We start from the raw sequence: 13,672 nt of genomic DNA, 5'->3' as shown, positions 1-13,672 counted from the left end.
TCAGAACTCCCGAGCGCAAGTCGACACGCCCGGGAGAAGTTGGATGGCCATTAAGGAACTTGGCTAAGTTTTTGGAACAGCTGAGAAATTACAGGAAAGTCTGCAGGCTGTGACCATCCAAGGGTAACATTATAAAGTGAAGTTCCGCCTGGGGGTGCCGGCGGCTGCGGCGGCGGTGGAAAACTTGGACGAGGGTAGCCGAAAGGCGGTGAAAAGCCTGGTCCGTTGATCGCGGTAATATTAACCAACGAAAAACGGCCTTCATTCGATTTTTTTTCATCGAAAATGACCGCAACTTGTGCGTCATTAAGGCCGTCAAAAGTAATTTGCCCTGAAGGCATGACAAAATCCTCACAAAAATGAGAACCGCCTTGACCGATGCCTGTTGCGTCCTCATACAGCGAACAGCTAACATGACTTGGCACTTCCACGGGCGGTTCCGTCGCTTGTGGAATTGAAAAGGACGGGCCTCTACTCCCGTCCTTTTCTCGTATCTACTCCCTAAATAGTCGAAACAAAATTCGTTAACAAGAACTTAACATCATAATTTGTTCTTGACTTGTCCTTTGCTAAAAAGCTGCTTTTTCCTCTCGCATCGGGACTCGCTAGATTAGCGGGGTTTCTGGCGGATCTGTACGAACTAATACTGAAGACTTTGGTGCGTCGGTGAACGAGCTGCAGGCAGCCTGAGCGCAGCCCCGATCTTCTTAGGAGAGATCGGGACTTTCGTTACGAAACTTCCTGTCTGTTATAGGGGGTGAACGGAATGTCGGGTTGCGGTCAAAATAAATGGTAAGCCGTCATTCGTACGGTAGAGTTCGTCATGGTAAACCCGCCTTGATTCTGGAAGAATGCAGGCTCCGTCATGACGCGGGTTTCATAGCGCGAACCGCATCAAGATCGACGGATTGTCCGAGCGTCGCCGCTGAGGCAAGCATATCGTCGACCAGAGCACAGCACTCGGTTTCTCCTGTCGCCAGAAGAGTGCGGAACGAGGGAACGCGTGACAGTCCCCAGAGCATTCCGGCAACGACGAAAACCGGCAGCTTTTCCAGTCTCGCCTTGTCTTTGGGATAAATATCGTATCCCTGACCGCGGATCATGGCGAAACAGGCCCGTATGCCAATGGCCAGCGTTCGGGCGCGGCTCCATGCAGCACCTTTACCTCTTTTCTCAGCAGCGACCGCCACGCTTTCAAACGCGACACCAAGCGGAACGTGACAGCGCAGCCACAGAGCCATTTGAGGCTCATGCCGTGCGGGCAGCCCGGCAGTCCTGAAAATCTGAGCCCAGTGCAGGTTGTCCGTCAGCGTTTCACGCTTGCCGACGACAGTTCGGAGACGCCCATCCTCATCGAAATCGGACTGAAAGAACGGCATGCCGAGTGCGGCACGTTCAGGACCGACATCCTGTTGCAGGCGGTCCGGATTGAACGTCATGAACATGAACTGGACCGTCCGGGCCGCACTGCGCTTCAGCGTCGGTAAAAGCGCTCTGACCTGATAGTCCTTGACCGTCACGAGCACGAGATCATACGGGATGCTTTCATCCAGCCTCTCACAAATGATCGCCGGGACATGCTCCCCTGTCGTCGTGACAACACCGCCATCCCGCTGCAACTGTGCAAGACGCGCAGAATCCGGGCGAGCGACGATCGTCACCTCATGCTCCATCTTTCGTGCCATATGGAAGGCAAAGGCGCTTCCGATCCTGCCCCCGCCCAGAATTGCGATGCGGAGCGGGGAAAAAGAAGCGGAGGATACTACGCTCATATCTGTGCCTTTGCGTTCTCAAAGATGAGATGAGCCCGAAGTCAGAATGGAAAGCCGGACTGATGGCCTGAAAGAGGACAGACTGGACCGGATGAGATACACGGGTAAAGCCGTGAGCTTACAGGGGTATGAGCACTAACAGGATGAGCGATCCGCACTCCACTGAGAAAGAACTGGGCGTCTATCTCCGCAATGCGCGTCTGAAGCTCGACCCCGCCGCACTGGGATTTCCAGCCATTCGTCGGCGAACTCCGGGATTACGGCGTGAGGAAGTCGCGCAACGCGCGAGCCTGAGCGTAACGTGGTACACTTGGCTTGAGCAGGGACGTGGCGGAATACCATCGGCCGCTGCCTTAGAACGACTGTCAGATGCCCTGATGCTGACGGACGCCGAACGGGAGCATCTTTTCCTTCTCGGGCTGAGGCGAGCGCCCGAAGCGCGTTACCGTCAGGACATGGGCGTCACGCCGAGACTTCAGCGTGTGCTGGATAATCTTAATCCCAGTCCGGCCTTTATCCGCAGTGCGATCTGGCAGATGGTGGCCTGGAACCGCGCTGCCACAGAACTGATGACGGATTTCGCGTTACTGCCTCCCGAACATCGCAATATCCTGCGGCTGATCTTTCTTGATCCCCGCGCCCGGACACTCCATCCGGACTGGGAAAGTGCTGCCCGCTTCATCGTCAGCAGTTTCAGGATGGATGCGGCCCGGGCAGGTGCTTCGGAGACGATCGCGCCTCTGGTCGCAGAACTCTGCGCGGCCAGTCCTGAATTCAGGGCGATGTGGCATGACCGGACGATCCATACATTCGAGCATGGCGCCAAGACGTTCCACCATCCGGTTCACGGTCCCCAGACCTTCGAGGTTTCAACCTTCGCCGTCGATGGCCGTCCTGACCTGATTCTGGTCATATACGGAGAGGTGTAATTGGCACTCGTATGTAAGTGAGCACCCATTTACTATTTCTCCGGAAGGAGAACCCATGCCGGCAATACTGTCAGACTTTGGCGGTCTGATTCGTTGCCCAGTCGGACAAGGTCAGCAGGCCGCGATGTTCATGCCTGAGGGCTGGCACATCGGCACAGAAGCCCTCGCGTGCGATCCACTCGAACATCAGCCGGAAATCATCGGGTAGCCGGTTAAGCAAACCTTGGGGGATGGTGAACATGACGGCTGGCCGCAAACCGGTACGACGCAATGTTCCGGCGGCCTGCTGTGCCGTGACGGCATCTCCGGCGATTTCAATGGCGCGGCCGATGAACTGCTCGGGATGTTCGAACGCCTCTGCGGCAAACCAGCCGACATCCCGTACCGAAACAAGCTGCATCGGCTGGCCGGGTGCCAGACAGGTTTTCATCATCGAAAGCATCGTGGTCCGAAAGATGAAAGTCGCGAAATTTTCCATGAAGGCTGCCGGACGCAGCATGGTCGATGGCAGGCCAAGCGTTCTGATCTGCTGCTCAATGGCATGTTTGCTCTCGAAGTGCGGCACGCCGCTGTCGCGGTCCACCCCGCCTGCTGAACACTGAACGATATGGCTCACGCCGCATTCGGCCGCCAGCGTCGCCAGTAATCTGCCCTGGCGCTCTTCTCCCTCGGGTCCGATCTTCATGGGAGACTGCACAGACAGCACGCCATACACATCCGTCAGAGCCGCTCGCAGCGACCGTTCGTCATCGAGATTACCCTGAACCAGTTCGACACCCCGTGCTGCCAGAGCGGCGGCTTTCGGTGCCCCGGGGTTTCGCACCAGAGCGCGAATGCGCCATCGGGCGGGGCGCGCCAGAAGTTCGGTAATTGTCGCACCGCCCTGATTGCCGGTAGCGCCTGTGATGAGAATGATCGGATCCGGCATCGGCGTTCTCCCGCTGAGGAAGAAAACCTATTGCGTTCCGACAGACGGAACCAGACACTGCGTCGTGGACAGTGGGTTCCAGAATCGGAACGACAACAATGAACGTCTATGATCTGTACTGCTTTGTCCGCATCGCGGAAACGGCGAGTTTAAGTGGCGCCGCACGCGCCATGACCGCGCCAAAATCGACGCTCAGCCGGGCGGTATCCAGGCTGGAAACCGAATTCGGAGCCAAGCTGTTCGAACGAGGAGCGCGTGAACTTCGTTTGACGGAAGCCGGTAATCTGCTTCTGCCTCATGCACGACGCGTACTTGATGATATCGCCGAAGCCCGCTCGGCACTGGACGGTGTCACCGGACAGCCGCGCGGCACATTGCGGGTCAATGCAGCCATGACATTCGCGCTTGGTCTTATTGCGCCAATGCTGCCCGGTTTTCTCGAACGTTTTCCCGATATGCGGGTGAATCTCGAGACGGAAAACCGTATCGTGGATGTGGCGCGCGAGGATGTCGACGTGGCGATCCGGATCGGGTCCCTCCCGGACTCCGATCTGATTGCCCGTCCGCTTGGCGGCATTGCTTTATGGCCGTGCGCCAGCCCGGGGTATCTGACACGGCAGGGAACACCGGAAACGCCCGGTGATCTTGCGTCGCACACTCTGCTGGGATGGATCGACCGCCCGGATCACTGGCGCTTCACAGATAGTCACGGTCGCGACCATGTTGTGCCCGTTCCTGTTGGCTCGGTTGTCCCGGAACCGGCAGTGCTTCAGGTCCTGCTGGAGAATAACGCCGGGATCGGACGTCTGCCGGATTTTCTTGCGGCACCTGCCGTCAGGCGCGGCAGCCTTGTGCGACTGCTGCCGACGTTCAGAACGGAAACAGTCGAGGCACATGCCGTCTATGCGGCGCACCGCAGCCTGTCATCGAAAGTTCAAGTATTTATCGCCTCACTCCGCGATCACCTGAAAAAAATGGAAGGTCCGTTATTAGGAAATCCCAGCCAACCGCCGAACGACTGACATGAGGCGAAAGTAGCCTCTACCAACTCCTGGCTCGAACGATCTCCTCCAGTCGCGTTGTATAACGTGCCGACAGGAGAGACTGCCGCGGAGCCCAGCTTCGTTTCAGGCCCGTCGAAGCCGGACGCAGGGTCCCGCTGCCAAAACGGGCATTTACCGCATCCAGCGCCGCCATGGCGGTCACGGACCGGATCGGGTCACGTGAGGTAAACATGAGCCCCTGTCCTCCCGCGGGACGCAGATCCGTCAGGATCACGCCAGCCTTGAAATACCGATAGCCCGGAAGAAAGATCGCCCGGCCGAGCTCTGTCGCATGCCGGATCAGATCCCGGGCGTCCGCTGTCGGTTCAATGGCAATGGCTGCCTGTTGAGCGTACCAGGGATCCCCGTTGTGCGGATTGGTCTGCATCAGGACGGAGAGGTGCGCGGCCTCAAAGCCGTCCTCACGCAGTTTCTCGGCCGCCCGGTTGGCGTAATGCGCAAGGGCTTCGCGGATCTCTTCCCATTTCAGCAGAAGGCGGCCGAACGTCCGGGTCGAGGCGATGCTTTTGCGCGTGGCCGCAATGTCAGAGAGCGGCAGGCAGGACTGGCCGCGCAACTCAGCCTGGACCCGGCCGCCCACAACGGTCAGCATCTTCCGGGCTGTCTTTGCCTCGAGCGCCACGAAATCGGCAATCGTCTCGATGCCCGTGGCCTGCAGTTTGCGGGTCGTCTGCCGGCCAATGCCCCAGACTTCATCAATGCTGGTCCGCCGATACCAGCCTTGGCGGATCTCCGGATCTGTCAGATCGCAGAGTCCATCCAGCTCCGCATGGTCCTTGGCCAGCCCATTGGCCAGCTTGGCGATCGTCTTGGTCGGGCCCCAGCCAACGCAGGTCGGGATTTTTGCATGCTCGAGGACGTCCTGGCGGAGCTGCCGGCAGCGGTCATGCAGATTCCCGGGAAGGCCGCTCAGATCGAGGAACATCTCATCGATCGAGTATGGCTCGACGGTCGGCACGCGCTCGGCCAGAACCTGATACATCCGCCGCGACATATCGGCATAGAGCGCATAGTTCGAGGAATACCAGATGACAGGCTGGCTTTCAGGGCGCCTGCGGGCCAGGTGCCAGGCATCGCCCATCCTGATCCCCAGAGCTTTGGCCTCCCGCGTCCGGGCGATGGCACAGCCGTCATTGTTGCTCAGGACCACGACCGGTCTGCGTTTCAGGCGGGGTTCAAAGGCCCGCTGACAGGAACAATAGAAGGAATTGCCGTCGATCAGGCCGAAGACACGCATCACACGTCTGTCCGAACCAGCCCGGTCGCCACGGCCCAGATCGCCACGTCGGTATCATTATCGACCTGCACGGGAGAAGCGCCAGGCGAAGACGAGCGCAGCCACCATTCTCCGGCGCGCTGGGTCAGTTCACAGACCCGCAGCTCGTCGCCCACACTGGCAATCACCACGACACCGGCCCGGGGGGCGACGGCGGAATCGACCACCAGGATATCGCCATGCCGGATGGAGCGGCCCAGCAGGGCATCGCCTTCAACGCGAACCGGATACCGGCTGGGCTGACGCAGGTCGAGGGCGGCCGACATCAGGTCGATCGTGCCCTCGATGTTGTCGCCTGCAGGGGATGCGAAGCCGGTCGTGCGGTCGCCTTGATAGTTCATGATTCTGGCCTCCTTGATGAGAACAGAAAGAGAACAAAATAGCCCACGTCAATGCCTTTGCAGAAACGATTTCTGGAAGTCGTTTGTTTGCAAGGAGATAGGCTGCTGCCCCCCGCTCCAGTGTGGCGGCACAGTTCCTGGCGGGTTTGTACGAACTGTTGGGAATTTTCCAATGGATGGATGCGGGTGGGCCTACAAGAACCCACATTGCGCTCCTGCCCTGAACGGTACAGTGCTACGGCCGGTAGATTATCACCGTGTCACCGCATCCAAGGTGAGCGTAGCAGACTAGTTTAGGGTGTCCACCTGCCGGTCGCCAGCACAAGCGGAAACAGTACCGACGACTCGCAATCCAGTGGCACGGATCTGGCACGGATAGGGATGCTCCGAATCGGACAATTACGGTTTGATCTGTACCGAATTGAACCAATGACGTGCGCTTATATTTAGGAGGAAATGGCAGTTTACAGCCGTTTAGAATGGTGGGCGCGACAGGGATTGAACCTGTGACCCCTGCCGTGTGAAGGCAGTGCTCTACCGCTGAGCTACGCGCCCATTCATGGGTTGGCTCTATATCAGCCTAATTTTTTTATGACAAGGCGCTTTCGTGCTTTGAGCGCTTTCTTGGCATAGTTTTTGTTTTCAAGTAAAAATAGGCGCTGTACCTATAACACAAGTAAATACCCACTTTGCTCTCCTAAGAACAAAGTGAGGAAACAAACGCAAACAGTGTTCAGAAACCGAACATATGATCCAGCGAAAAACCTCCATGGTCATTTTCGAGTCCATGGTAACCGAACAGACGACATGTCAGATCCCGGATAAGGATATAGCCCCCTCGCCCGGCTTTACTCAGGATAGAGGCTTCAAATAGTTCGTGCGGCCTAACCATAAAGGAGCCACATGGTGCAATCCGGACTATCGTTTCAGCCAATATACTGCCATCAGCCGCATGCAGAAGCAGAATGGTCTCAGAAATCTCTGTCCCTTCGATGGAAGCAGGATGGATCAGGCAACAGAAGCTTTTCAGGTTGTCATGTCCAAGCTTCAGGAACAGGCGTGTCGTCAGTCCAGGCGGTGGCCCGGAATAGGATTGCGGTTCGGAACGCCAGGTCATGAGCGTATTGAAAATGTGAGAGCCGAAGCTGGTTTCCGCAGCATGATCACTCTGACGGTTCCGGTATCGCATGAGGGCATGCAGCCATCCGTCTGCTTCTCCGCCATCTCTGAAATCATAAACCAGATCGGCGTGGCCGGGCTGTTCCATCAGATCATGAAGCGCCACAATCGTATCGTGATTCCGTGGCAGATTGCCCAGAAAATGCGACCCGAGAGACACGCCACCCTCTGAAAAAAGATCAAGCCTGACAGGAAGTGAAACCAGCGCTTCCGACATGGGATTGGGCTGCAGGAAAGTGGTGAATGCCCGCGGATCGAGGACAGGAAACGGCAACAGGAAACCACGCCCCAATGATGGCGGAAAATTCCGAATTGCCGGATCAGGTCTGAGATTATCGCGTTCCACGTTCAGATGAGCAATTCGGGTCCGACCGCGCTGCGTTATCTCGTAACGGGGCCGGACAAGATGACGCCCTGAGCGCAATTCAAGCTGAGCTGGCCATGACAGATCCGGAAATAGCGAACCTATGTTGATGGCAACGGTTTCAAAGGGGCCGATCGGGCGTTCAACCGGATGGGGCACATCCTCCCCCATCCGGTTGAACGTGATGGCTCTCGGCGGGATTGTGGTCGCGTGACTATTCTGAATCCAGACCGTCAGGGTTTCGTCAGCTTCCGGAGCCGGAAGGGTCGCATAGCGGATTGCGGGCCAGGCATTGGCATCATGCGTTACCGATAGGCTGGGATCCCCATCCTTGCCCCATGTATCAAGCGCATATTTCACGACGTCATGTCCCCGTGCCCCGAGGACATGGATGAACAACTGGCCCGTAAAGGTCGGCAATGCAAAACGCCTGCGCACTTCAGCGCTATCAATGGTGATGCCGGCTCCCGAATGGCTGATCGGCTCTTCCCACTGAGCAAGAACCATACCGCTTTCATCATAAAGACGCAGCCAGTAGCGAAGATTTTCACTTCCGTAACTTGACCAGTAATTGGCTGTTACGATCCGCGTAGAGAACTGTTCCGTTTCGCGGAAAAAGGCGAAATTCGTCGCAAAATTAAGCTTGTCCAGATAAGGACGTCCGGAAACGATCATGTCATCCGGCAGGCGTGCGGGTGCCAGTGTATGAAGCGACTGGCCCGTCAACAGACCGCTCAGTCGGGTCCGCATCTTGGCGTCCTCGAAGGACAGGGCCAGCACCAGATCCGCCTCGGTTTGGGGAAGCTCCACCAATGCACGTTTGATCCCACCGAACCCGTCCGGCTGACCCACCTGTTCCGTATCGTGGACATAGACACTGGCCGGTTTCAGGCCGGGATAGAGCGCGGCCAGCGTTCGGGCAGTATCATCGGGATCGTAGACTGCAATTGTCTGCCCGGCGAACCCGGCTTCCATCCGGACCAGAGCTTCCGCCGCAACAGGGTGAGCCAGCGCCTTGTAAAGCACATTGCCACCCTGCGGACCGAAAGTGCGGATATCGAGCATAGGGGGCCTTTCAGAGCTTCAGACGTCGGCGCATTTCTCTCGCCACGGTTGGGGTATCGTCAAGCGGATATACGGTCCAGGACGGACAGTCCGGGCTGAACATGCGGATGCGGTCTGCGGCCTGAAGCGTCTGAAGAAAGCGGGCAATCCGCGCAGACCGTCCTGGAAGTGACATGACCAGGACCGGCGCCGTCGTAGCGGCGGCCTCCGAAATCATCGAGACACTATCTGTCGTGACGGCAATCATGTCCGCAGAACCCAGCATGCCCATATAGGGATTGTCGTGTCCCTGCCCTTCCAGAATACGAATCCCCTGAGGTTCCAGCTTTTTGCGGAAAATGGCAATCGCCGCCGGATCCGTACGTCGTGAAGGTGTCAGAACAGCCTGCATATCGTTCTTTCGTGTAAAGGCAATCAGGCCATCCGCCATGGTTTCAGCTTCGTCTGCACCAAGGGAAAACCGCCCGTTGGCTCCCCCGACAAGAATGGAAAACAGAGGCCGCCCGTCCAGCTTCAGCCTGCCTCCCCATTCAAGACGCGCTTTCTCCAGCTTCTGCGGCGTTACGGTGTGAAGTGCATTGCGGGAAGTCAAAACATTCGGCCCGCTGATTCCGTCATGCGTATTGGCGATGACAAGATCAAAACGTTTGAGGGACATCCGGGGATTCTGAATCTGGACAACCGGTAGCCCTTCACGCCGCGCCACGGCCGAACCGATGACTCCGCCCGTTCCCCCGATGCTGATTATGAGCCGTGTTTCGGAAGAAATCTCGATCGGATCGACATGCCGAAGCGGCGCGGGCCAGTAGCGTGCCGGAAAACGGTTCCAGGGCGCATGGAACCGGACAGGACGGAAATCCCATGTCAAACCGGCTTTTTCAGCCAGCCCGGCCCCCTGCGCACGCATACCGGCAAAGTCTTCGGCGATGATGGTGGCTTTCATGCTGGGACTCCGCGGAAAAGGAGTTGTTTCCCGAACCAGAAGAAATTTGGCAAGAAGCCATCATGACCACCGCCAAAAAGATTTCCGCTTCTTCTCCTGATTTTCCCGCGCTGGGACTGATGCCCCCTTTGCTCGCTGCCCTTGAGCAGGCGGGGCATAAACGGCCCAGCGACATTCAGACCGAAGCGATTCCCGCCCTTCTTGCCGGACGCGATGTTCTCGTGGCGTCCCAGACGGGAAGCGGCAAGACGGCTGCTTTCGTTCTGCCGATGCTCCAGAAGCTGGCTGAAACAGAACGGACAAACGGACCACGCGCCCTGATTCTCGAGCCGACCCGCGAGCTTGCTGCCCAGACGGCTTCCGTCTGCCGGACGCTCGGACGTCGCCTGCCGCTAAAAACACGCGTTATCTGCGGAGGAATTTCCCGTGAGCAGCAGCTTCGCACCCTGGCCGACGGTCCAGATATTCTCGTCGCAACCCACGGGCGGCTTCTGGACTTCGTCACGCAGGCCGATATCGTCCTCGAGAATCTGACCTATCTCGTGCTGGATGAAGCCGATCGTCTGCTGGATGAGGATTTTTCTGCCAGCATGACGGCCCTGGCACCCTATTTCCCGGATCATCCTCCCCAGACCGTTTTTTGTTCCGCAACTCTTCCCGAGCCGGTCATGGAACTGGCCCTGCGGGTAACCCGGGATCCTGTCCGGATTGAAAGCACCGCCGAGACTTTCACCCCAAAACGGATTCGCCAGCGTGCTCTTTTTGTTGAAAAAGACGACAAGCCCGAAACCGTGGCCCGTATCCTGACGCGTTTTCCGGGGCGAAGTATCGTTTTTGCGCGCACGAAGAATAATGTGGATGCTCTCGGCAAGACCCTCAAACGTCATGGCCTTCGCGTGGAAACGCTTCATGGAGATCGCATGCAGGGTGCGCGCAACAAGGCGCTTGAGCAGTTCCGCAATGGTCATGTGCCCATTCTGGTGACAACTGACATTGCCTCCCGGGGGCTGGATATTCCCGATGTGGAGCTTGTCATCAACATGGACATGCCCGAAACGCCCGAAGCTTACGTGCATCGCATCGGACGGACCGCGCGCGCAGGAAAGAAGGGCGCCGCTTTCTCGCTGATCAATGCGGATGAGCGTCTGCGATTACGCGAAATCGAAAGGCATATCGGTTACCGGGTCCGGATCGTGACGGAAGAGGCGCTGGACAGCTAGCTGACGGAGGCCAGCTTCTCCAGAATGTGACGGCCCAGTTCCGCCCAGCTTTCTTCCGGCTGCGGGGCGGGCTGGCTGCGCGGCGGATCTGCCAGAAGGTCCGTTATGGTTCTTGCAAGGGACGAGCTTTCCGGCGTGCAGAGCTTTGCCTGTGGAACGTCAGCAAACTGTTCCACCAGCCCTCCGACATTCGTTGCAACGACATAGCGCCCACTGGCGATTGCCATGGCTCCTATGCCGCTCTGGGATGCTTCCCGATAAGGGAGGATGATCACATCCGCCCAGCCCACCAGATCCGGCAGTTCGTCTTCCGGCACCCATCTGTTCTGAACCTCTACCGTCGGTAGGTTCGCCAGCCGGGCCAGTTCCGGGCTGGCGGGGCCCTGCCCGATAATCCGGCATGTGAAAGGTAGGGAAAGACGTGGCAGGGCTTCCGCCAGAAGATCCAGCCCCTTGTATGGTAGCAGGCGTCCTAGCATCAGCAGGCGCGGGATGCCTCCGTGCCTGAAAGGAGCCGGTGACGGCGTGCCGATGAAAGGCGGATGGGAAAGGGCAAGAATCGGTTTGTTTCTGGCCGCAGGGTCATTCTTCAGATGAGTTGCGACATGTTGACTGAACGTGACCAGAAGATCCGCCTTCTGGATCAGGGCAGTCTGCAACATCATCTGAAACGGATAGCCATCTCCCGGATGACGCTGCGCATCGTGAATGATGATGGCCGTCTTCGTGCCTGTCCGCTGAAGGGCTGCCATCATGAAGAGGTCCAGGGGGCCGGGCATGGCACCGATGGCCATTTCAGGGCGCAGGACGTTTGTGAGATGATTCAGACGCACCATGATCCAGGGCGCCGACATGAGCCGAAGGACTAGACCTGCGACCGATCGGTAGGTTGGCAGTTTGAGCACATCGCGGGGCGCCGTGCGGCTGCGGAGAATTTCCGCCTGATCCGAAAGTACCAGCATGACCTCGAAAAGACCGAGCGATCTGATTCCATCTGACAGATCGACAGCAATCCGCGGTCCGGCTCCCCGGCGTCCCAACTGCCAGACAAGCACGCGCCGTTCCGTCATGCCTCCACTCCGATCGTCTCCAGCGCGGTCTGAAGCGGCTCACTGTTCAGTTTGCGGAAAACCCGCTCCCTGGCAGCGTCTCCAAGCCGGCTGCGCAGGGCAGGATCATCTGCTGCCCTGCGCAGTGCCGCGCTGGCAGCCGAAATATCCGGCAGGGCCCAGCGGGTCCGGGGAATGTCCAGGACGCCACGCGGATCTTCCGCGGGGACAAGAGTGTAGGGAATGGGGAACCCGCAGGTTTCATCCATGAATTCCGCAGTGGCCGACCAGTCGGTGGCAATGACGCAGCGTCCCAAGGCCATGGCTTCAGCCACGACAAGACCAAACCCCTCACTTCGATGCAGGGAAAGGACGATATCCGAGCATTTCATGAGGGCGAGTGTGTCCGGTCCGCTGAAATCGCCCGTTTCGATACGGATATTGGATGCGTTTCCGACAGCTTCGCGAATCAGCGACAGATCTTTCAGGTAGTTTTCCGTATGTCCGATCTTGAGAAGCAGCACGCGGTCGGAACGGTTCCCGAAGGCTTCCTTGAAAGCATGAATCGTATCAAGTGGATTCTTGCGGATCATGCTGGATGCCAGATTGAAGGAAACCAGCACGATCACGGCCTGTGAGGGTAGCCCAAACGAGGCCCTATCCCGGGAAGACGGTTTCTGATCTGCTGCGGAGAAAGGATATGGCACAACGCGGACTGTCTTTCTGAACGTCCTGAGAGCATCTGCCGTAAAGTGCGAGGGGGTCCAGATTTCATGAACATGCCGGTTGGCATGAAGCCAGATCTTTGGCAGGACAGGCAGTTCCCATGCCCAGTAACCAATGATCCGTCGGTTCCGCAGCAGTCGTCGCGGCATGAAAAGCTGGACATAAGGGAGGAGCGGCGCATTGACATGGATAAGAAGCGGTGCACTCTGCCCGACTTGGTCTCCTTCCAGACATTTGCGGTCAATATCCCATGTTGCGCAAGGGATTCCTGCTTCGCGTATGGACCTTACAAGCAGCCTGGCGCCTTCGCCCAGCCCTGAACTGCGTCCCAGTTCTCCCGCAATAATGATGCCGCGTGCATGGGACGGAAATCGAACCGGCGTCGCAGGGGCCAGCAAAGCAGTAAACCACGCAAAAAAACGCCGCCTGGGAGCAGCTGGCAAGGAGCGCCACAATTTGTGACCGAAGGACAACCCACTCGTGTTTTCGGATTTATCTCCCTCCTGGGAAGAGGTGGCGTCAGTCACGATGCATCCCCGCAGCCTGTCAAAAACGGAATGGAGAGTAGAGAACGGAAACGCCAACAGAGCCTCGGCAGGAAAGAACATTCAGACCATGGGTCCTGATAGCCGTCCGCATCAACTCTCTGGCGACCCACGCTGAACGTGCTTACACTACAACGTATGACCGATCCATGTTCCACATCTGCACGGACGGACGCGATTCTCGCGAGACTGATTCTGCCCCCTTATGGAAGGGCAGGATTTCATGACAACCCGAATCTGCCTCTGGCGGATGGAAGTTGTCCGGCCTCAT

Annotated in this window: 12 protein-coding genes and 1 tRNA gene; 3 read left to right on the top strand and 10 right to left on the bottom strand. The window is 57.9% G+C overall.

The features are described from left to right. Positions 1-50 precede the first annotated feature (50 nt). Together GMO_RS05250 and GMO_RS05245 are read right to left on the bottom strand one after the other, a co-directional pair. Complete coding sequence (locus tag GMO_RS05250) at positions 51-431, bottom strand: hypothetical protein (RefSeq protein ID WP_139064389.1); 381 nt, start codon at positions 429-431, stop codon at positions 51-53. Positions 432-863: 432 nt separating this feature from the next. Further along, positions 864-1,772: a ketopantoate reductase family protein gene (locus GMO_RS05245; RefSeq protein ID WP_050801410.1), complete on the bottom strand. Its 909-nt coding sequence runs from the start codon at positions 1,770-1,772 to the stop codon at positions 864-866. Positions 1,773-1,900: 128 nt separating this feature from the next. On the opposite strand from GMO_RS05245, the gene GMO_RS05240 reads away from it, so the two are divergent. Further along, complete coding sequence (locus tag GMO_RS05240) at positions 1,901-2,701, top strand: helix-turn-helix transcriptional regulator (protein WP_245528441.1); 801 nt, start codon at positions 1,901-1,903, stop codon at positions 2,699-2,701. A 70-nt stretch (positions 2,702-2,771) separates the two neighbouring features. Here the strand turns inward: GMO_RS05240 and GMO_RS05235 are convergent, their stop codons facing one another. Continuing rightward, positions 2,772-3,629: an NmrA/HSCARG family protein gene (locus GMO_RS05235; protein WP_008851269.1), complete on the bottom strand. Its 858-nt coding sequence runs from the start codon at positions 3,627-3,629 to the stop codon at positions 2,772-2,774. A gap of 98 nt (positions 3,630-3,727) precedes the next feature. Between GMO_RS05235 and GMO_RS05230 the strand changes: the two genes are divergently transcribed. Then, positions 3,728-4,651: a LysR family transcriptional regulator gene (locus GMO_RS05230; RefSeq protein WP_008851268.1), complete on the top strand. Its 924-nt coding sequence runs from the start codon at positions 3,728-3,730 to the stop codon at positions 4,649-4,651. A gap of 19 nt (positions 4,652-4,670) precedes the next feature. On the opposite strand, the gene GMO_RS05225 is transcribed toward GMO_RS05230, so the two are convergent. From GMO_RS05225 to GMO_RS05205, 5 genes are all read right to left on the bottom strand, one after another. Continuing rightward, the gene (locus GMO_RS05225; RefSeq protein WP_008851267.1) at positions 4,671-5,930 is read right to left on the bottom strand and encodes a Y-family DNA polymerase; all 1,260 of its coding nucleotides are present in this window, start codon (positions 5,928-5,930) and stop codon (positions 4,671-4,673) included. Next, the gene (locus tag GMO_RS05220; protein WP_008851266.1) at positions 5,930-6,310 is read right to left on the bottom strand and encodes a LexA family protein; all 381 of its coding nucleotides are present in this window, start codon (positions 6,308-6,310) and stop codon (positions 5,930-5,932) included. Before GMO_RS05220 ends, GMO_RS05225 begins: the two co-directional genes overlap by 1 nt. Before the next feature lie 480 nt (positions 6,311-6,790). Then, positions 6,791-6,865: transfer RNA gene (locus GMO_RS05215), tRNA-Val, on the bottom strand. Between the two features lie 178 nt (positions 6,866-7,043). Continuing rightward, complete coding sequence (locus tag GMO_RS05210) at positions 7,044-8,918, bottom strand: hypothetical protein (RefSeq protein ID WP_008851265.1); 1,875 nt, start codon at positions 8,916-8,918, stop codon at positions 7,044-7,046. Positions 8,919-8,928: 10 nt separating this feature from the next. Beyond that, positions 8,929-9,861, bottom strand: coding sequence for a mitochondrial fission ELM1 family protein (locus tag GMO_RS05205; RefSeq protein WP_008851264.1), 933 nt, complete (start codon positions 9,859-9,861; stop codon positions 8,929-8,931). A gap of 62 nt (positions 9,862-9,923) precedes the next feature. Here GMO_RS05205 and GMO_RS05200 point away from each other — a divergent pair, with 62 nt between their 5' ends. Further along, positions 9,924-11,081 carry a DEAD/DEAH box helicase gene (locus tag GMO_RS05200; RefSeq protein WP_040508450.1) on the top strand — a complete coding sequence of 386 codons (1,158 nt, stop codon included), beginning with the start codon at positions 9,924-9,926 and terminating at the stop codon, positions 11,079-11,081. Here the strand turns inward: GMO_RS05200 and GMO_RS05195 are convergent. Both GMO_RS05195 and GMO_RS05190 read right to left on the bottom strand, forming a co-directional pair. Then, positions 11,078-12,151 (bottom strand): glycosyltransferase family 4 protein, encoded by a 1,074-nt coding sequence (locus GMO_RS05195; RefSeq protein WP_008851262.1) that lies wholly within the window; start codon positions 12,149-12,151, stop codon positions 11,078-11,080. The genes GMO_RS05200 and GMO_RS05195 overlap by 4 nt on opposite strands. Next, a complete protein-coding gene (locus GMO_RS05190; protein WP_008851261.1) occupies positions 12,148-13,254 on the bottom strand; it encodes a glycosyltransferase family 4 protein in 1,107 nt (368 codons plus the stop codon). The genes GMO_RS05195 and GMO_RS05190 overlap by 4 nt, the downstream gene beginning before the upstream one ends. Between the last annotated feature and the right edge of the window lie 418 nt (positions 13,255-13,672).

It is taken from the genome of Gluconobacter morbifer G707, from assembly GCF_000234355.1.
Lineage (GTDB): Bacteria > Pseudomonadota > Alphaproteobacteria > Acetobacterales > Acetobacteraceae > Gluconobacter > Gluconobacter morbifer.
This window is presented reverse-complemented; position numbering and strand designations above follow the sequence as displayed.